This is a genomic window from Lysobacter gummosus (genome assembly GCF_001442805.1).
GTDB classification, from domain to species: domain Bacteria; phylum Pseudomonadota; class Gammaproteobacteria; order Xanthomonadales; family Xanthomonadaceae; genus Lysobacter; species Lysobacter gummosus.
Window position 1 is genome coordinate 5909403 of sequence record NZ_CP011131.1, and the last position, 18775, is coordinate 5928177.

Annotated in this window: 13 protein-coding genes and 1 pseudogene; 10 read left to right on the top strand and 4 right to left on the bottom strand. The window is 61.5% G+C overall.

Translation table 11 applies throughout. The features are described 5' to 3' along the window. Positions 1–951: 951 nt before the first annotated feature. The 6 genes and pseudogenes from LG3211_RS23985 (at position 952) to LG3211_RS27620 (ending at position 4934) form a co-directional block, all read left to right on the top strand. A complete protein-coding gene (locus LG3211_RS23985) occupies positions 952–2061 on the top strand; it encodes a hypothetical protein (protein ID WP_148649132.1) in 1110 nt (369 codons plus the stop codon). 39 nt (positions 2062–2100) lie between these two features. After that, entirely contained in the window at positions 2101–2439 is a 339-nt protein-coding gene (locus tag LG3211_RS23990) for a ubiquitin-like protein (protein ID WP_222837552.1), read from the top strand. A gap of 325 nt (positions 2440–2764) precedes the next feature. Continuing rightward, positions 2765–2945 (top strand): annotated as a pseudogene (locus LG3211_RS27185) (IS5/IS1182 family transposase); the annotation flags it as partial. A gap of 447 nt (positions 2946–3392) precedes the next feature. Then, positions 3393–3776, top strand: a complete 384-nt coding sequence (locus tag LG3211_RS26145; protein ID WP_148649133.1) for a hypothetical protein — start codon at positions 3393–3395, stop codon at positions 3774–3776. A 143-nt stretch (positions 3777–3919) separates the two neighbouring features. Next, a complete protein-coding gene (locus LG3211_RS25245; RefSeq protein WP_083512808.1) occupies positions 3920–4501 on the top strand; it encodes a hypothetical protein in 582 nt (193 codons plus the stop codon). A 307-nt stretch (positions 4502–4808) separates the two neighbouring features. Further along, positions 4809–4934 (top strand): HNH endonuclease, encoded by a 126-nt coding sequence (locus LG3211_RS27620; protein ID WP_222837553.1) that lies wholly within the window; start codon positions 4809–4811, stop codon positions 4932–4934. A gap of 654 nt (positions 4935–5588) precedes the next feature. Here LG3211_RS27620 and LG3211_RS23995 read toward each other — a convergent pair. Beyond that, positions 5589–6482 carry an AraC family transcriptional regulator gene (locus LG3211_RS23995; protein ID WP_057945709.1) on the bottom strand — a complete coding sequence of 298 codons (894 nt, stop codon included), beginning with the start codon at positions 6480–6482 and terminating at the stop codon, positions 5589–5591. 244 nt (positions 6483–6726) lie between these two features. Here LG3211_RS23995 and LG3211_RS24000 point away from each other — a divergent pair, with 244 nt between their 5' ends. From LG3211_RS24000 to LG3211_RS24015, 4 genes are all read left to right on the top strand, one after another. Further along, complete coding sequence (locus LG3211_RS24000) at positions 6727–7482, top strand: SDR family NAD(P)-dependent oxidoreductase (protein ID WP_057945052.1); 756 nt, start codon at positions 6727–6729, stop codon at positions 7480–7482. Positions 7483–7945: 463 nt separating this feature from the next. Next, the gene (locus tag LG3211_RS24005) at positions 7946–12112 is read left to right on the top strand and encodes a DUF1592 domain-containing protein (protein WP_057945053.1); all 4167 of its coding nucleotides are present in this window, start codon (positions 7946–7948) and stop codon (positions 12110–12112) included. A gap of 2 nt (positions 12113–12114) precedes the next feature. Continuing rightward, on the top strand, positions 12115–13494 hold the full coding sequence (locus tag LG3211_RS24010) for a DUF1552 domain-containing protein (RefSeq protein WP_057945054.1): 1380 nt from the start codon (positions 12115–12117) through the stop codon (positions 13492–13494). Between the two features lie 243 nt (positions 13495–13737). Further along, positions 13738–14142, top strand: coding sequence for an Hsp20/alpha crystallin family protein (locus LG3211_RS24015; RefSeq protein WP_425479987.1), 405 nt, complete (start codon positions 13738–13740; stop codon positions 14140–14142). Between the two features lie 80 nt (positions 14143–14222). Here LG3211_RS24015 and LG3211_RS27625 read toward each other — a convergent pair whose 3' ends face one another. From LG3211_RS27625 to LG3211_RS24030, 3 genes are all read right to left on the bottom strand, one after another. Beyond that, positions 14223–14852, bottom strand: a complete 630-nt coding sequence (locus tag LG3211_RS27625) for a hypothetical protein (protein WP_187313097.1) — start codon at positions 14850–14852, stop codon at positions 14223–14225. Positions 14853–14920: 68 nt separating this feature from the next. Next, on the bottom strand, positions 14921–15226 hold the full coding sequence (locus LG3211_RS24025) for a DUF3247 family protein (protein WP_057945711.1): 306 nt from the start codon (positions 15224–15226) through the stop codon (positions 14921–14923). Between the two features lie 679 nt (positions 15227–15905). Next, entirely contained in the window at positions 15906–18437 is a 2532-nt protein-coding gene (locus tag LG3211_RS24030) for a cytochrome P450 (protein ID WP_057945056.1), read from the bottom strand. Positions 18438–18775: the final 338 nt, after the last annotated feature.

Sequence of the window (18775 nt, forward strand, 5' to 3'; positions counted from 1 at the left end):
TGTAATGTGCAAATCGCTCCAGTCCATTCCTACGAGCGATATTTGTTTAGCACGTCAATGCTCGCGCGTTCTACGGAAAGACACAAGCTGATCACACCGGAATACAGTACGGCCGTTACCATCAGCGTTCATTAGGATGGTGAAGCGCGGACCCGATCGAGAGTCCCGACATGGGCGGCGCCTGATCTGATGTTGCGTGTTGCACACCTAGGGAAACGCAACATGCGCAACACGACGTGATGGATGTGGAGGCACCCTGGTTGAGCCAGATTCGAGGAGAGAGATGCCCCTCCCCCCCCTCTTTTGCGCTGTGCAAGACCGGCGAACATCCGTGCCGCCTCCTCCTGCGTCAGATCGGACGGTAACCCGAATGTTGTTGCGTTGTTTCGTTTTCCTAGGGGCGCAACGCGCAACACGCAACAATCACGACCGTCGCCCTGACGATGTCCGGTGGCTGAAGATCGCGATTGGCCGCGCGATTACGCCTGCGTTTACCTCGACTCGCCGCCGGCAATGTTGCGCGTGTTGCGCTTCCTCATGCGCGCAACACGCAACAACTCAGAGCAGTTCAGTAGGCCGACGAACGCTCGTCAAGCAGAGGTGACGCGGAACCCTTCTCTAGGCCGAGCCGCGAAGCGGCTCCGGCTCGGGCGAATTTCCAGGCCTGATTACTGCCTTGTGACTTTGTGCGCGGCCGTCTTTCAAAAAGAGTTGCTCTGTCAGTCTTCGGCGAAGTTGTTCCACCTCTTGGCGTGGATCGCCGGCTGCACTGTGTGGTTAATCACGGTCGTTCACTCACAAAACCTCACGCGATGAGCTTGGTCACAGCAGAAATTGACTGAACGCAGGACGGTGTTACCGCTGGCGGCGTGATGCGCCGTTGCCGGCCGTGACTTCGACCCCAACCCCCGGTGCCCAGCCGGGTGTCGCTCTGTCGCCGGAGAGTTTCTTATGCGCCCCTCGACCATGCTCTTTTCTGTGTTGCTGCTCTACGCCGCCGCATCCGCGGCATTCGCGGCCAACCCGTACCCGGAGTCGATCCTTGTGCTCGATCAACTTGCCGGCTCGGAAGGCCGCGGCTATTTGTTCGCCGTGAACCAGGCAAACGGCTATCGAAGGGTGGTCTCGGACTTCGCAGACCCCGCACAGGGCGTCCTTGGCGTCGACCCGAGTGGCATGACGCGGATACCTGCAGGCTTGCTGGGCGGAAATGATCGCTGGCTGATCACCGATGCCAACGGCGGGACCGATGGTCGCGGTGCGCTCTACGAAGTAGACCTGACCAGTGGCGCGCGAACCCTGGTCAGCGACTTGGGCAATCCGCAACAAGGCCCGCTAGGGCTCTATCCCGAAGATGTCCTGTACATCTCGCCCGCGCTACTGGCCCCGATCAGTGGAACGTTAGTGGTCGACCCCTTTGGCGGCACCGACGAACTCGGCGCGGTGTTCAAGATCTGGACGGATGGGCGCCGGACTTTGATGGCGGATCTCGGCGATAACCACGGACCGAAGGGTTTCTATCCCACGGCTCTGGCATGGCGGCCTGGTCTGCTTGGACTGGGCGGCCATCTGCTGGTGGCCGACAGCAGCGCGGGAACCAATCAGCATGGCGCCTTGTTCGCAATCGATCCCATCAACAAGGCACGGACGGTCTTGAGCGATTTCGGCGATCCCAACCAGGGATGGACCGATCCTCGATCCGAAAGCGGGCCGACCTTCGTTCTGACCGGCCCCAACGGGAGCATTCTCGTGCTGGTCTCCCTGGGGGGAACCGATGCACGGGGGGCCGTCGTCCAGGTCGATCCCACATCGGGCTATCGCAGCCTCGTCAGCGATCTTGGCGATGCCAGCCAAGGACCGATTGGGGACGTGCCCGTCGCCATGAGCTGGTCCGCCAACCAACAGTGGCTGTATGTCGTCGATGCGATGGCCGGCACCGACGCGAAAGGACTCTTGCTGCAGATCGATCCGGCAACCGGGTTCCGACAGGCGATCAGCAACTTCGGCATCTCCAGCCAGGGCCGCTTGGGCGAATACCCGAGTGCGGTCGAAGCCAACTGACCCGTCCAGCACAATCACTCCATCGCCGATGCATAGCTCATGCGTAGCGATTCGCAAGAGGACAATCTAATGACATCAACGACCTGTCGCCCGCTGATCCATCTGGCCGCACTGCTGTTGCTGATGGCCTCGTGGTCTTCGCATGCGTTCCCGCTCTACGTAAAGACCCTGACCGGAAAGACGATCACTATTGAAGTGGAGCCATCCGATTCGATTGAAAACGTAAAAGCGAAAATCCAGGACAGTGAAGGCATTCCTCCCGATCAGCAGCGCCTGATCGCTAAGGGAAAGCAAATGGAAGACGGCCGAACCCTCGACGATTATGCGATCCGGAAAGAGGAGACTATTCACCTCGTGCTGCGACTGCGAGGGGGCTAGCCTCTTGGAAGATGACGCCCAATCCTCTTTGGCATCAGGATCATTTACAGCGCACGGCAGGACCATTGCGTCTGCCGTTCCATCAACGCAGGGCCGGTGTTGAGCTCTGCGCCAAGGCGACGGTCGGCTCAGCTCCGCCAGCATGCTGGCGGGGCTGGTCCACAAGCGGAACTGGCGCAAGGCCCGCGAAGCAACGGGCAAGGACAGCAGCAAGCCGAATATGGTTACCGGCGGCCACGCCAGGAAAAAATGCCTGCGCTATTTCGACGTCGAGCAGCGCATAGCGTCCTTGATGCCGGGCGACTATCGCCTGACGATCGAGCACCTGGACGAGCTTCCAGATGAAACGACGATGCCCAACTTTCGCCGATTTCTCGAACGCCCCGAATCTGGCGGGCAATCTGCCCGATCGAGTAAGCGCGCGCTTGGCGCCTTGAGGTCAAAGTCTGCGCGCCGGGACGATCGTGGATGCGGCGATCGTCGTCTCGCCGAGCTCGACCAAGAATTGAGACGGCGAACGAAATAAAATCGAAAAGACCCTATCCGCAACTTTCAACCGGCAGGCCCAAGTAGTTGAACAGGATCCGTATCTAACTGCAGGCAGCCGCGAACTTGCAGCTGATGGAGGCTCCAATAGCCGGGGGACACGGACCTCGCGAGGAGGCGCTAATTTATGTCGCGCGGTGCGACGCGGCTCTTCGGCCCGCGCGATCAGCCCACGACAGTCATGGCGGATGCTGTACTTCCAATCAGGCAATCCAGCCTGGTCAGCAACGCCGCCCATTGCTCGCTGGTCGCACCTGCGCTTGTCGCGTCGCGTAGTGCACGGCTCCCACAGATTTGAAGCGCAACATCGTTCGGCTATTGCGTGGCGACGATGAATTCACAACGCGGCTGCCACCATCGCGGCGCCACCGAATTGGCGGTGGCGTCATGCATAGGGACTTCATGCCATGAGAACCCCGCACATTTGCAGCTTTATCGGTCTCGCCTCAGTGGCGTTTACGGGCAGCGCAATCGCGGGACATGATCCGCAATGCGTTGCCGAGTGGGATAAATCCTCCGCCCACACGACGTGCACTACCCATGAATATTTCGTGCAAGAAGAAGGCAAGTGCAAGTTTCAAGGACGATGTGTTCGCCTTGAGCGGGACATCGACGGGACGCGATTTACCACCACTGGCGGGCCGGGAGATGCCTATGCGGATTATTGGTATCTTCAGGATGTCAGCAAGCTCGTGAACTGTGATGGCAAGCTGAAAGTCGATACTTGCAAGAGAGAAGACACCGGCTCAGCCCCGTGGCCAGAGCGTTCAAGCAACTATTGGGATAGATGAAAAGCCACTAGGCCCGCATGAGCCGCGATGCGTTTTCAACTGAAGAGGAATGGATCCACCACCTCCTTGCCTATCCAGTCGTTCAGCAAACGATGTGGTGCGCCTGCAGCGCACCGCATGTCAGTCATGCCTAGGGAGCCGTCATGAAAAGGTTGATCACCCATTTAATCGGCGGGATTGCTATCGCCTTCTGCGGCTCAACTGCCGCACAAATTTTGGAAAGTCCAATCGCCACCAGTAACGGAGACTGGAAGCCATGGGTCTTCTGTCCGCCAGGGCAGTATGCATACGGAGTAAAACTGCTTGTGCAGCCCTATCAGGGACAGGACAAGGACGATACCGGCGTCAATAACATCGCTCTGATTTGCTCCTATCCCGGGGATTACACAAAGGGGCATGAGGTTTTCACGGTCGGCGGTCTGCTCGGGCGATGGGGGACCGAGCACAACTGCTACGGTCGCGTCACGGGCATGCAGTTCCGGTCGGAACCAGACCAGGGTGACGGGGACGATACGGGCCTCAACAATATCCGTATTTTCTGCAATGACAGCCGTGATGACTACATCCAAGCCGAAGGCAATGCATTGGGATACTGGACCAATGCAAGGCACTGCGATACTCAACGGGCCGTCTGCGGCATTTCACTCCAGGTCGAGGCACCAAGCGCAGGCGATAATACGGCCGTAAACAACGTCAGGTTCGAGTGCTGCTCTATGTCTGAGTAGTGGCAGGGGCCATATGGCCTCCTCCAACGCAAGCTATAAATTTTCTGCCCGCTCGGCTCTTCGGCCCCGGTGTTTTGCCTGCATAGCCGCTTGGCTCCAGGTGCCCGCTTCTTCCGCTCTCTCGGGAACGGGACGGACTACCTACTTAAGGAGCCCTTATGCCCAGCTGCGACAGCTTCGCGAACTCGCATTCACTGCCCAACAGGGACGCTGCTGTTACTGCGGCAGTGCCATGCGGCTAGCCTCTCCGTCCGAACTGGACCTGCGGCTATCCGCAGCGCTGATGCGGTAATGTATCGCTGAGCATTTGCTCGCTCGCAGGGACGGTGGTCGAAACACCAGGGGTAACATCGCTGCCGCCTGCTGGCTCTGCAACCAGCGGAGACGTCGACGGAAGCATCCCCCTGTCCCTGGGCGGGCGCGAAGGAGCTGATCGATGAGCGACAGCAGGAAGAAATATTGTGAGTCGGCTTTTCACTAGGAGTAGTTATCGCATGCGGCACTGCTAGCGGTGGCCTCACGTTCCTCGTGAGTTGATCAACCTCGTCTGGAACTCAGCACCAACATCAGCAAGAACGCCCACACGTATAGACGTTATGGGCGTACGCAGTTGGGCCGGCCTCACGGTTTGGGAGCGACCTTGAGCGCAAGGCTCGCATCCTTGGTATCGAACCTCAAATAGTTCACGCCACAATCGGACTGCTTTCCCGCGACCCTCAAATATCGACCGTGCGGATCTCGGATTTTATAGAGATCGCCCTTATAGCTGCCCAGGTTTTGCGAGCCGAAGTCGTAGCTACCGGAGGGAATGAAAGAGAAGCGCTCATGGCCAGAGGATCCGGACGATCGAACGTAACCATCTGATTGGTACAAGTAGTGGCCGCTGTAGCTTGAACATGATTCGCCCCGTTACGAAAGGCAACAACTCGCTTTCTGCACACCGCAATATCCGCCACGCCTTTCGTCAGCCATGCCCCCTCGGATGCTGGTTAACGCTTGAAGTGACCAAAAGCCGCGAAGCGGCTTCGGCTTTCGCGTGAGTCCAGCATATTTATAGAACTCCAGCGATGCGCCTGCGGATTTCTCGTCAAGCGGAAGCGTAGACCTTGGCTTGAGCGATCTTGATATCGCGCACCGGCGAAGCTCCGAACATGCGGCCGTATTCGCGAGTGAATTGCGGAACGCTTTCGTAACCCACGGCGTAAGCGGCATTGCTGGCCGAAGCGCCCTCCGACAGCATCATTCGCCGCGCTTCGATCAAGCGCAGTTGTTTTTGGAACTGCAGGGGAGACAACGTAGTAACAGAGCGAAAGTGCTGATGGAAAGTGGATGGGCTCATGCCTGCGGCCTCGGCAAGGTGTTCGATCCGCAGAGGGTGCGCATAATCGGATCGGATGATCGCCACCGCCCGGGCCACGCGATGGGCGGTGCCCTCGGCCATGCCCAGATTGCGAATGGCCGGGCCGTGACGGCCGGACATGAGCCAGAAGTGCATCTCCCGCATCAACTGCGTTTTCAGAACGGGAACAGCCGCGGGGCGATCGAGCAGGCGCATCAGGCGCAGCGCGGCATTGGCGACTTCGTTTTCGGTTGGCTCTACCCGAACCGGAGCACCGATCGCTTCCCGTGCAATATCCATCTCAAGCGCGAGCGCTTCGATGACCGCCGGGTCCAGCTCAAACACCAGCGAGTAGTACGGTGTGCTGACGTTGGCTCGGGTGATCTGGCTCACCGTGGGCACATCGGCAGTGATGAGCAGCGAGTCACCGGCGCCGAAATCAAACGTGCGATGGCCCATCATCACGCGCTTGCTGCCTTGTACGACAAGCGCGATCAACGGACGCGAGATGGCGTATTGGAGTTCACTGACCTGGGTGGCGCGAATCGTCGCCAGTCCCGCGATCGGGGTGTCCGCGACGCCGTGCGCGTCAGAGTGAAAATCAGCATAGCGACGCACGGCGGTGAGCAGAGTTTCGTCCATAGGCGGACGGTAGTCCGGGTCGGCCTGGGACGCAACCGTGAACGGAGGATCAGGCAAGAACCACCGGATGCAATTACTCGCGGTTATTGGCGTTCATGTCGCATCAGAATCCAGCCTCAGCCTTCGAGGACCGCGGCCTCAGTCGGAGAAATAGGCAAAAATATCGCAGGAACCGGCAATCGGCTCCGGGGCTCTGGCCAGACACTGGCCTTGTCGGATCGACACCACTTCACGGGAGCCCTATATGTCCACTATTTCGATCGTCACCGGTGCCAGCCGCGGCCTGGGCCGCAACACCGCATTTAGCATTGCCCGTCGAGGCGGCGATGTAATCCTGACCTACCGCAGCGGAGAAGCCGAAGCGCGCGAGGTCGTCAACGAGATCCAAACTCTGGGCCGCAAGGCGGTCGCCCTGCCATTAAATGCCAGCGACGTCTCGACATTCGCTGGCTTCACTGCGAGCGTCGGCGCAATGCTTAAGGATGTCTGGGGTCGCGATACCTTTGATCACTTAGTCAACAACGCGGGCCATGGCCACATGGCGGCTTTCGCCGAGACAACCGAAGCGCAGTTCGACGCGTTGTTCAATGTCCACGTCAAAGGCGTGTTCTTCCTGACCCAAGCGCTGCTGCCGCTACTGGCCGATGCAGGGCGCATCATCAACTTGTCTTCGGGCCTGACTCGGGTGACCAGTCCCGGCTTCTCCGCCTACTCCACCGCCAAGGGCGCGGTCGAGACTCTCAGCGTTTGCATGGCCAAGGAACTGGCCAGCCGCGGCATTACCGTCAACACCGTAGCGCCGGGCGCGATCGAGACTGACTTCCTGGGTGGTGCGGTACGCGACATGCCTGAGCTCAACCAGCAGTTTGCCGGCATGACCGCGCTGGGTCGGGTCGGCGTACCCGATGACATCGGCCCGATGATCGCCAGCCTGCTGGGACCAGACAACCGCTGGATCACCGGTCAGCGCATCGAGGTCTCCGGCGGTCAAGTCATCTGATCTCGCCGCATTTGCAAACAGCCCTGCGTTGCTCGGTTACCCGTGGCGCGGCGATAGAGTGCTCCACGCTCCATCTCCAGTGAGTAAGCGTGAGGATGCGACTGGAACGGATATCTCGGACTACGCCGCTGTCTGAAAGCGACGATCTGCTCAGCAAATCGGCTTGGCAGTGTCCTGCGTGAAATGGATTCCCCACGAACCGGTAGACGGGCTTCTTCTTGGGGATTGGACTGCGCGCGCCCGAATCGCGTGATCACCTCGTTGAGATGGAGTCGCCGCATGATTCTTGCATGCTCAACCGGCCCCACACGAACTGCCGGCTTGTCGAGTGAGTTCTTCGTAGTGCGAACGCGGCGACGACGATCTGGCGCCAGCATCCAAGGTAATGGAGTCAGCGCGGCTTAGCGCCGCCGCTGTTGGCTGTCGGGTCCGCATGCTCTGATGAGCAAAGGCAAGGGCGCGCATGAATGCCAGTGCATCTGTTTCCGCCAGTCGGCGCCTGTGTTTCGCCGCCACGGTGGCGCTTTCGCTGATCGTCGCTTCCGGTTGCGATCGCGGCGGCAAGAGCGAGGGCGGCGCGGCGCAAAAGGCCGGAAGCGCGCTGCAATGCGACGCCCCGCCCTATCTCGCCGGTACCTCCTATGTGCAGGGCGATCGGGTGCAGAACAAAGGCCAGCTCTATGAATGCTGGAGAGACGAGGATGGTCCACCGCAGGGCATCGGCAGTTGGGCGTGGTGCGCGCAGTCGGCTTACGAACCGGGCGGGCCAGATCCGGATTGGTGGCCCAACGCGTGGAAACATATTGATTCCTGCGACGGCGGCGGTGGCGAAGGCAATCAACTGATCCTGCGCTTCGCCATGGCGAGCGATACCGTACTGAATAATCGCAGCGACGCCGCGGCGGCGCCGCCCGCGTCGACGCCGGTGACCGGAACCTTGCGATGCAAGGGCGAAGAGACTCCAGTCAGCGGTACGTGGGGCGCGGGCATCAAGGTCGAAGCGCTCAGCCGCTGCGATTACCACCTGACCTTGAATGCGATCGACGGGCGCCTGCCGCTGACATCGCCCGCGAAGGTGACCTTCGCGCTGCAGGCGGGCGACCGGCGCGATCTGCTCATGGAGTACCGGCCCGCGCTGGCGATAGACAAACTGCGAACGATTCCCGGCATGAAGATCGAGGTGTTCGCCCAGGGCATGCGCCAGCCGCGGCAGATGGCCATGGGGAAGGGCGTGCTGTATGTGGGATCGAGCGCGATCCCGTCTTACGCCTACAAAGGCATCTCCGGTTTCGTGTATGCGCTACCGCTCGATGCGGCCGGTCGCCCAACCGGCGCCGTCCACCTCATCGCCTCTTCGCTGGAAGAACCAATGGGCGTGGCTTACCGCGACGGCGACCTCTACTACTCGACGACCGGCGCCCTGCATCGCGTGCGCAATGTCGATGCGACGTACAAAGACGCGCACTCCGAGCAGGTGCTCAAGTTCCCGGCCGACGACACGCTGTTTCCGCTGCCCGCGCTGGAAACCGGATCGCAGACCCGCGTCTGGCACATGAAGCATCCGCTGCATTTCAATCCCTACGATGCCGACGACGACGGTCTGTACACCGCGATCGGCACTCCCTGCAATCTGTGCATGGTGCCGGCCGATCCGCGCTACGGCACCTTGCTGCGCTACGACCTCGGCACCGGCAGCGCCACGATCATCGCCAAGGGCGTGCGCAACTCGGTCGGGTTCGACTGGCATCCCGATACCCGGCAGATCTGGTTCGGCGACAATAATCGGCAAGGCTTCGCCAATCCCGAAGAGATCAACCGATTGGCGACGAGCGGCCAGCATTTCGGCCGGCCGTATGTGTTCGGCCACAATACGATGGGTTTCACTCAGGCCGAGTACGACAGGCCCCTGCAGGAGATCGTGCCTAACCTGGTCAGCGGCGCCATCGTTTCGGACAAGCCGCTCGCCTCGATCGATCCGAAGGACTATGTGCCGCCCGCGTTGCAGTTGGCCGGCAATACCTCGCCGTCCGGGCTCAAGTTCTGGAACGGCGTCGCCGGACCGGACGGCACGCGCCGCTTCCTGGTCGCGCAACATGGCCTGGGCAGGGAAGCCGCGCGGCCGGGCATGAATCTGCTGATGGTCACCGTGGCCAGCGATTCGCGGGTGGTGCAGGAATTCCCCGTGATCGACGGCTGGATCCAGGACTTCGACAAGGCCGACGCCTATTGCCTGACCCCGGCCTGCGTGGGACGTCCGACCGACCTGCTGGTCCTCGACGAGCGCAACGTCCTGCTGTCGGACGATGTGGCCGGCGTGATCTACAAGCTCAGCTACGATCCCTCCGGCCTGCGCGATGCCTCGCTCGCGCTGCAAGCGGGCGAGTCGCCGTCGCAGAGCATCGCCGGCGAGATGATCGGCGGAACCCTGGTCGATCCGGAAGGGCACAAGCGTTATTTCCAGCTGGCGTGGAAGGCGCCGGCGATCGTCTTGAACGGGATCGCCGACGGCGCCTACAACGTGCATATGGCCGATATAGAGACCGACGACGGCACCGTGTGGATCCCGCTGGATCGCGATCAGCAGATCACGATCGATGCGAGCAACAAGCATGCCGTCGTGCAGTTGGGCTATCGCGAGCTCCCGGAGGGCATCGCGGCCGACGTTCGGGTGCGCGCGCCGCCCAAACCGGCGTCGGCCGAGGAGGCGCAGTGGCATGTCGATATCCGGACCGGAAACAATAGCCGTCGCCAGGCGATCCCCTGGGGCGGCACCGCGACGATCACCCTGCCCTACGGTAAGCACGACATCGTCTATCCGTACTATCCCGGCGCGCTGCCGCAGCCGAGCCTGCAGCATGTGCCGGTCAACGAGGAAACGCAGGACTTCGATCTCGAGGCGATGAGCTACCGTGAGGTCGGCAACCTGGGCGAGGTGGTGCTGGCCGAAACCTGCATCAACTGCCACTCGCCGGAGTTCTTCGACGACCCGCGCAAGGCGCTCACCTGGGAAGTGGCGGGCACGCCGGCGCTGATCGCCAGGATCAAGGCGATGCCGCTGTCGGGGCATTGCGACGACGCCTGCGCCGGCGCGGTGTCCTCGCATCTCATCGACACGGTGTGGGCGCCGTACTTGAATCCGACCGAGTCGTTCGGCGCGCGCCAGGTGCGGTTGCTGGCGACGCACGAATACCTCAACAGTGTGGCCGATCTGTTCCACGTCGCAGTCAATCCGGCCAAGTTGCCCACGGTAGAGTCGGACCGGGAGTTCAAGTACCCGGGCCAGGCCGACCTGGGCGTGCTGTCGGCCGAAGCGGTCAGGAAATACTTCGACATGGCCGTCGAGGTCGCCGCCAAGGCCGATCTCGCCGCATTGGGTTATCACGCCGGCGGCGATGCGCGGGCCTTCGTGTCCAAGACCGGACGCAAGGTGTTCCGGCGGCAGCTGAGCGACATCGAGATCGGCCGCTATGCCGCGCTTGCGACGGACGAGCAGGGCGCGCGCGACGCGCTGGCGGCGATGCTGGTCTCGCCCTATTTCCTTTATCGCAGCGAATTGGGCGCTCCGGGCCACGACGGGGCCGCCAAGCTGACAGCGGAAGAACTGGCCACGGCCTTGTCGTTCTCCTTCCTCGGCACGACACCGGACGAGGCCTTGCTCGACCGCGCGGCAAGCGGCGGCCTGGATACGTCAGAGGCGATCGGCGCCGAAGTCGACCGGATGATGCAGTCCGACGCCGGAATCGCCCAATTCGCGCGCTTCATCCGCTACTACACCAACACCCCGCGCGAGATATACCGCAAGCCCGGTCTCGATGACGACACCATCCACGCGATGCAGGAGGAACAGCGGCTGTTCGTCGGCGATATGTTCAAGAACGGCAGCGCGACCATGGACGAATTGTTCAATCCGGCCTACACGTACTTGAACGACAAGCTGGCCGCGCATTACGGCATCAGCGGCGTATCGGGCGGCGAGTTCCGCAAGATCGACGTCGACGACAAGCGCGGCGGCATTCTCCACCAGGGCCTCACCCAGGTGGCGACCTCGGACTACGAGGCCACCGCGCTGGTCCGGCGCGGCATCATGATCCGCGAGAACATGTTCTGCCATGCCTTCGGCGCGCCGGTGGAAGCCGGCCCCGATGAGCCCGAGTATCCGCCCCGGCCGATCAGCACCCGCGAGCGCTGGGATGCGATCAACGGACAGCATGCGTCGGCGGGGCGTTGCTGGCAATGCCATCAGTTCATGAACGATACCGGCGCATCGATGGAGCACTACGATTCGGCCGGGCGCTACCGCGAACTCGAGCGCGCCTACAACTTCGACCAGTACGACGAGATGGTACGCATCAATGCGGCGGGCCCGTTGCTCGACGCCAGCGGCTCGTTCGACCTGGGCCCGGTCGAGAACGTCCGCGGCATCGCCAGGATCTTGCCGAAGAATCCGTCCGCGCAGGCCTGCATGGCCGACAGCTACTTCCGTTACGCCTTCGGCAACAAGGCCGACCGGCAAAGCATCGGCGCCGTGCGCCAGATGAGCGACGTGCTCAAGGAAGGCAGATCGCTGCGCGAAATGCTCAGGACAATGGCGCTGTCGCAGGCCTATCTCTACAAGAAGGACAGGGACTGACTATGACGCATCTCTACGCACGACGCGTTTTTCTGCGCAACCTCGCGGTCGCCGCCTCGGCGGCGTCGCTGGGCCTGCCCTTGTTCGGTTGCGGCGGTCCACGCATGAGCGCCTTGGCCGGCGGGGCGAAACTCAAGGTCGTGTTCTTCGTGGTGCCCGACGGCCTGGCGGTGGACTCGTGGACCGGCAACAGCTTCGGCGACGGCCAGGGTCTGTGGCATCCCACCGCGAACAGCGGCGACAGCACCGACTTCGAGCTGCGCGATGTCAGCGCGGAATTGACGGCTTATCGCGCGAAGTCGCTGTACTTGCGCGGGTTGATGTTGGGCGAGGGCAACTCGGGCCACAACGGTTGGAACGTGGTGCTGCGCGACCGCGAGGCGAAGTTGCCCAGCATCGATGTGATCCTCGGGCTCGATCCGGCGATGACCGGCTCGAACCTCACGTTCCGATCGCTGTTCTCCGGTCCGCATGCCGGCATCGACGGATCGCCATGGTTCGTGTCCTGGTCCGGCGCGAACGCGATCAGAACGCCGGAGCGCGACCCGGTGTTGCTGCACGAAGCGGTGTTCGGGCTGGCCAGCCGTGACGTGCGAGCCGCGCGGTCGCGGGGCAAGCACATCTTCGAACCCGCGCTGGCGGACATCCGCGAATTGCGTCAGCGCCTGTCGGGCGCGCAGAAGCAGAAGCTGGATACGCAACTGGACTCGATCGAACAGGTCATGGCCGACATGGAAGGCGAGCTGCCCGCGCCGGGAGAATGCAGCGTCGGTACCGCGCCGGAAACGCATCCGATCGCGTCCGCGGAATTTCGCACCCGGGTCCAGGCCGCGCACGAACGGGTCGTCGCCAACGCGCTGGCCTGCGGCGTTACCCGGGTGGCGACGATCCAGATCGCGCGCTCGGCCGAGCAGTTGAACATTCTCGACGTCACCAGCGCGAAGAATCCGCACGACTGCGCGCATCGCTATGCGGGTTCGCAAGAGTGGAGCGGAACGAGAAAGTGGTATGCCAGGCGCGCCAAACTGTTCATGGACGAGTTGGCCCGCTATGACGATCCTGACGTCAGCGGCGACAAGCTGATCGACCATACCTTGGTCGTGGTGACCAGCGAGATGGCCGACGGCGCGCCCGAGCACCAGATCGATATGCCGCTGCTGCTGATGGGCGGTGCGTCGGGACTGCTGCGCAATGGCGCCGGCAACGGCCGCTGCTTCAACATAGCTCCGCAGGCCGATCGCGATCATCACACCGGCAACCCAGTCATCGGCAAGCGCTTCGTCGATATGCCGCGAATCTGGAACACGGTGGCGGCGGCTTGCGGTATCGAGCCGCCTTACCCGGGCGGTGTAGTGACCGGGATATTCAATAACGTCGGTTAGCAATTGCAATTCAGGCTGACATGAACTTGCGCAGTGCGACGCTGGAAAATGTAAACAAACGCTGAACATTGCAAATGTGGCCCAAAAAAAGGCCTTGAAACGGCTATGGCGAGCCCTAGTTGAAGCTGCGGGCGGACAGACCGCCCTCTTTGACCAATGGAGACCCTTGCCATGAACACTATGGTTCGTAATCCCCAATGGCCGACGCTGAATACATCGAAGCAAGATCCGGTCCGCCATTTCATGGACCAACTGTTCAACGATGTGTTCTTGCGTAGCACCACGACAGACGAATCGTCTGTCGTCACGAGTCAGTGGGTTCCGCTCGTTGACATCCAGGAAGAGAACGACAAGTTCGTTATCTTTGCCGACCTTCCCGGCGTCGATCCCAAGCAGATCGAGGTCCAGATGGAGAAGGGCATCCTGACGATTCGCGGCGAGCGCCGTATCGATAGTCGCCAGTCCCAGAGCTTCGCGCGTACCGAGCGGCAGCACGGTACCTTCCATCGCCGTTTTGCTCTTCCCGACAGCGCGGACCCCGAGGGGATCTCGGCATCGGGCAGCAATGGTGTGTTGGAGGTCGTCATTCCCAAGCGTCCGGAAACGACGCCGCGGCGCATTCCGGTGGGCCTGGTCCACAATTCGTAACCTTTGCGCGGCCCGCGCTTGCGGGCCGCGCTTTTAACGGCGGGCTCATTATGGACCGCACCACCGAAGAGGCTATTTCGTCACTGCAGGCGCAAGTGTCCGTTCAGCACTTGGTGCTGCTCAGTGTGATCAAAGCACATCCACAGCCAGCGGCCCTGCTGCAAGAGTGGCACCGTGTTCGGGCCGATGCGATCGACTGCAAATCCGCCATACCAAGCACGAGCCGCCACAGCGAGCTCGTACGAGAACGGTGCGAGAATTTCGCGGAAGAATGGACTGCGCAACTGGTAGACGCTGCCGTGGATAGCTCTACCCACAAACCCGCGTGATCGGCCGGCCGATCGCCCGCCTATGCATCCGCCGCCAACTCGCCGATCGTGGTGCGCATGCCAGAGGCCGGCGCCCGCGCCTGGTTTTGTTCTGGGCAGGATCCGGCGGGCCTTCAGGTCCGTGAGGACATCCTGGCGCGATACGACATCCGATTGACTGTCAAACGCGATCCTTCGCAGCCGCGACGCCCGCGTGGTGAGCGCAATGTGCGCAGCAGAAGAAGCGACCATCGTGCTCGATGCCGTGACCGACGATGCGGCAATCGCAATGCTCGCAGCGCGGAGCCATGGCGTGAATAGCGCATTCAAACGAATCGAAAGTGCCAGAGCGATCAGGCATCGAGACGGTGAAAGATTTGTCGTAGGAATTTCCGCAGACATCGCACGTGGCCATGTCGTGACTCCTTGGTTGTTCGGACGTCGGCTGGATTCGAAAATCGCAGTCCGCTTTAGCGGGCAAACGGCCGGTCCGCAGTATGGATTGGCCGGATCTCAAGAATTTCATCGAGCCACAAGTAACGCGTTCGGTTTGCGATGTTGGGGTCGTCCAATCGAACGACAGCGTTGACACCCTCGTTTCCAGCAGGGTCGAGGAAGGTCTGAAGACTCGGACGAGTCGTTACCACTCCGACTTGACGGCTTCCATCGATCAGCACCAGATCAACTTGTGCCTCATCCGGCAATCCCTCGATCAGGAGGCTCAATCGGCCGATATCGGAGGGTGCGGTATACACGCGATCGGCGAGCTGGGTCATCTTGCGACTCCTGCGGCAGTCGGCGGAAAGGATTTGCATCTGTTCCATTGAGGGGACGCGACAGGCGACCGACAAAGGACTTCACCCTCCTCACGTTTGGCGCAGATGCCCACGTCCTGATAGCGATACGCGGGCGCTGAATGCGCGAACTTTGAATCATGATCCGACCGACGATGTTGGCCTTTTACTATGGCGACCAGGCATTTCCGCCTGGGCATGACGTTACATGCGGTGAAGTTAAGATGCGGCCACCGCGGTGTGCACGAAGTGTTGGATTCAGTCTCGTGGCGCCGCCATGAACGGCGCGAACCGGACGTATCGGCTAAGTGCGCGACCAGTTCCGGGGGCCACCATTGAAGCTGGCCGACCGGGTTAGGACTAGAATCGATTATCTCGTTAGAACTTGTACGATCAAGCATGTCTTCAAGCTACCAGTTCTCCCGTGGTGGGCATCAGCTGCATCACGTCGCCGAATGCCGCCATCGTCGCGACTACTCGTTATTCCGACCCGCTGTTCGGAAATCAAAGATCTCGGTTGATCTCGCGAACCAGGAGCCAATCGCCATCTGACTGGCTCCGGGCACGTCTATGCCATTTGGCCGCCGCCGTCGGCAGGTCGCTCATGTGCGCTCAGTTAGTTCATCGGCGACCGAATCCGCGTGATCGATCGCGAACCGCACTAACACCATGCGATCGGAAATCGTTCGAGCGCGCGGAAGGTATAGGCGTCTCTCCACGCCAGCCCACCCGGTACCGGTTGGAAACGCTGCCTGGAAAGCGCCACGAAGACGCGTTGCAACTCCAGCCGCGCCAACGGAGCGCCCAGGCAGTAGTGCGCGCCATTGGAAAACGCGACGTGATGCCTGGCTGAGCGCGCCAGATCGAGTCTGTCCGGATCGTGGAAGGCCGCTGGATCGCGATTGGCCGAGGCGAGCATGAAAGTAATGGAACTCCCGCGCGGGATGCGCTGACCGGCCACCTCAAGGTCTTCGAGCGCGAAGCGCATGACGAACATCACCGGGCAGTCGTAGCGCAACAGCTCCTCCGAGGCGTTCTCGGCCAGCCCCGGATCGGATCGCAATCGCTCAAGCTGATCGGGATGACGCAGCAATGCCAGCGCTCCATTACCGATGCTGTTGGTGGTGGTCTCGAATCCGGCCAGATAGGACATCGCGATATGCGCCACCAGTTCGTCCGGCGTGATGCCTTGCGCGATCGCATCGTTGACGTCCAGGCGCGCGCCGCCTGGCGTGTGCGGTGGCGTTTTACGCAGGCGCTGCACGTGACCGTGCAGGTAACGCGTGAACTCCTCGGCGCTCCGCTCCGCTTTGCGCATGGCTTGCAGGGACATCCCGGAGTCCAACCCCGCAGCGAGGTCTCGCGCCCATTGCGTCACCTGGGCCGAGTCCGCATCCGGCACGCCATAGATCAACGAGATTATGCCTACCGGAAGCGGAAGCGCCAGATCGCGCATGAGATCCGGCTGCGACTTCGCACGCATATCGGCCATCAATGTCTCGACGCGCTCGTCGATGCAGTCAGCCAAGCCGCGGATGGATTCGTGCGAGAACGATGGCGAGAACACTTTGCGAAGGACTGTATGCCGCGGCGCATCGATGAACAGCAAGAATTTGTTGTAGAGCTGGGCCAACGCCGATGCGTCCTGGTTCCGGAACCAACTGCTGAGCGCGGATGGTCTAGCGCTTTCACTGCCGATGCCCTCGACATGGTCGATCGCCCGGGCATCGACCGAAAGCAACCGGTTGCGCAGGCCGGCAGACACGTCTGCGTGGCGCGTCACCCACCACTGCGACAGGGCGTCCTGGAAGATCGGCGTGTGTTCGCGCAACTGGTTCAGGAACGGATACGGATCTTCGCGGAAATCGGGGTGATGCGGATCGAAGTGGACACGCGCCCCATCCACCCGCAGGGCACGTCCGACCTTAGTCACCACAGCCGCAGGTCGCAGACGGTCGAAGTCGATAAGCATGTCCGCCGCCGTGTTCAGCGGCTCCTGCATGGCGGCACCCAACTCGGCAGAATGCGGCGGCATGACCATGCTGAAGTGATCGCCCGGGGTTTCCACGATGCGCAGGTCGGCGCACAGCCCGCCCCATCCCAAGGTCGATGAGTCGAATTGGGAACGCACACGTCGCTCGGGATGCATGGCCTCAGCCGGAAAACCTTCTGCCGAACGGAACAGAATCACCGGTCCGCCGTAGGGACGCGGGCGATAGCGCGTCATCGCGACGAAACCTTTGCGATAAGTCGCGATCACGTGAGCCGCGGTCGGGTAGGAAGCCAGCAACGACCACAGGAGTTGCAGCTGCTCATCTACGGGCAGCCCACTCAGGCGCTCGGCGCGAATCGGCTTGAGGGGACGCTCGGAGAAGCGGCAGTACACACCGATCACCTCGAACAACGCCATGACCTCATCATCCTGAAGAGCCTCGTCCTCCGATTCGCTGTTAGGTGAATCCAACAGCATCAACGGCGCCACCTGCTGACCTTGTTCGGCCAGCATCTGCGCCATTTCGTAGGCGACCACCCCACCGAAAGAATGACCCGCGATGGCATAGGGACCGTGCGGCTGGATCGCGCGCATCTCATCCACGTGGCGGCGCGCGATTTCCTCGATCGATCCCAGCGGGGGCTCCAGCCCATCGACACCCGGCATCTGAAAGGCGATGCAAGCCCGATTCGTATGCAAAGCCTTGCACAGGGACGACAAATAATAGGTCGTACCGTTGAGCCCAGGAATCAGAAACAGTGGCGCAGCGATCCGCCAGTCGCGTAACAAGGTCGCTCGTGCTTTGCGGTCCCAGGCCCGTGGGTGCAGTAACTCAGCCGAGTGGATCTTGCCGTCCACAGCTCCGGCACTGCCCTGGAGTTGCTCTATCTTCGTCACCAATTCGTCGAAGCTCGTCGATCCCAGCAAGGTGCTGATCGGGATCGCGACACCAAACTTCCGCTCAATGTAACCGAGGAGTTCCATGCTTCCGAGCGAATCGATTCCTACATCGGACAGAAGCGTGTCGGGCCGCAGCGCAACCTCTTTCGCCCGAGTTAAGCGGCCGACCTCTCCGGCGATGTCCTCGGCGATCTCCCGCCGACGCTCGATCGCACCCAGGCGCCGCTCCCCGTTCGCGACGTCGATGTCCGACTCGCCGACAGAACCTTTGATGTTGACACCCGGGTCAGCTCTTTCCATCGCGGCACCGTTGGGAGAACGGATACGGGTGAGTTGACCCGACGCTGCCGTCTTGTCAATCGACCCAGGCTGCAAAAGTCCGCAACCTCGCGGAACTGCGATGCAGCTCAAAGCCTGTTGCTGCCGACCGCACAATCCGACGGTGAGCATCCGTGATGTTCAGAGAGCGAACGCTCTGCATGATCGATAAAAATCCGGGCGCAGTCTCGATTGCGTCGACTTCGCCGTTGAGACGTCCTTTTTGGCTTCTTTGTAATCGGTTCTTATCAGCGACAATGGGCCCGAACAAGGTCGCGCCGCGCCGCGCCTTCGCCTTGAATAGACCATCAAGTACGCGC

What these genes read in the sequence shown, in the direction of transcription:
- LG3211_RS23985 (WP_148649132.1), top strand. Translation starts at nt 952, where the DNA reads ATGCGCCCCTCGACCATGCTCTTTTCTGTGTTGCTGCTCTACGCCGCC.
- LG3211_RS23990 (WP_222837552.1), top strand. Translation starts at nt 2,101, where the DNA reads ATGCGTAGCGATTCGCAAGAGGACAATCTAATGACATCAACGACCTGT.
- LG3211_RS26145 (WP_148649133.1), top strand. Translation starts at nt 3,393, where the DNA reads ATGAGAACCCCGCACATTTGCAGCTTTATCGGTCTCGCCTCAGTGGCG.
- LG3211_RS25245 (WP_083512808.1), top strand. Translation starts at nt 3,920, where the DNA reads ATGAAAAGGTTGATCACCCATTTAATCGGCGGGATTGCTATCGCCTTC.
- LG3211_RS23995 (WP_057945709.1), bottom strand. Translation starts at nt 6,482, where the DNA reads ATGGACGAAACTCTGCTCACCGCCGTGCGTCGCTATGCTGATTTTCAC.
- LG3211_RS24000 (WP_057945052.1), top strand. Translation starts at nt 6,727, where the DNA reads ATGTCCACTATTTCGATCGTCACCGGTGCCAGCCGCGGCCTGGGCCGC.
- LG3211_RS24005 (WP_057945053.1), top strand. Translation starts at nt 7,946, where the DNA reads ATGAATGCCAGTGCATCTGTTTCCGCCAGTCGGCGCCTGTGTTTCGCC.
- LG3211_RS24010 (WP_057945054.1), top strand. Translation starts at nt 12,115, where the DNA reads ATGACGCATCTCTACGCACGACGCGTTTTTCTGCGCAACCTCGCGGTC.
- LG3211_RS24015 (WP_425479987.1), top strand. Translation starts at nt 13,738, where the DNA reads ATGGACCAACTGTTCAACGATGTGTTCTTGCGTAGCACCACGACAGAC.
- LG3211_RS27625 (WP_187313097.1), bottom strand. Translation starts at nt 14,852, where the DNA reads ATGTCTGCGGAAATTCCTACGACAAATCTTTCACCGTCTCGATGCCTG.
- LG3211_RS24025 (WP_057945711.1), bottom strand. Translation starts at nt 15,226, where the DNA reads ATGACCCAGCTCGCCGATCGCGTGTATACCGCACCCTCCGATATCGGC.
- LG3211_RS24030 (WP_057945056.1), bottom strand. Translation starts at nt 18,437, where the DNA reads ATGGAAAGAGCTGACCCGGGTGTCAACATCAAAGGTTCTGTCGGCGAG.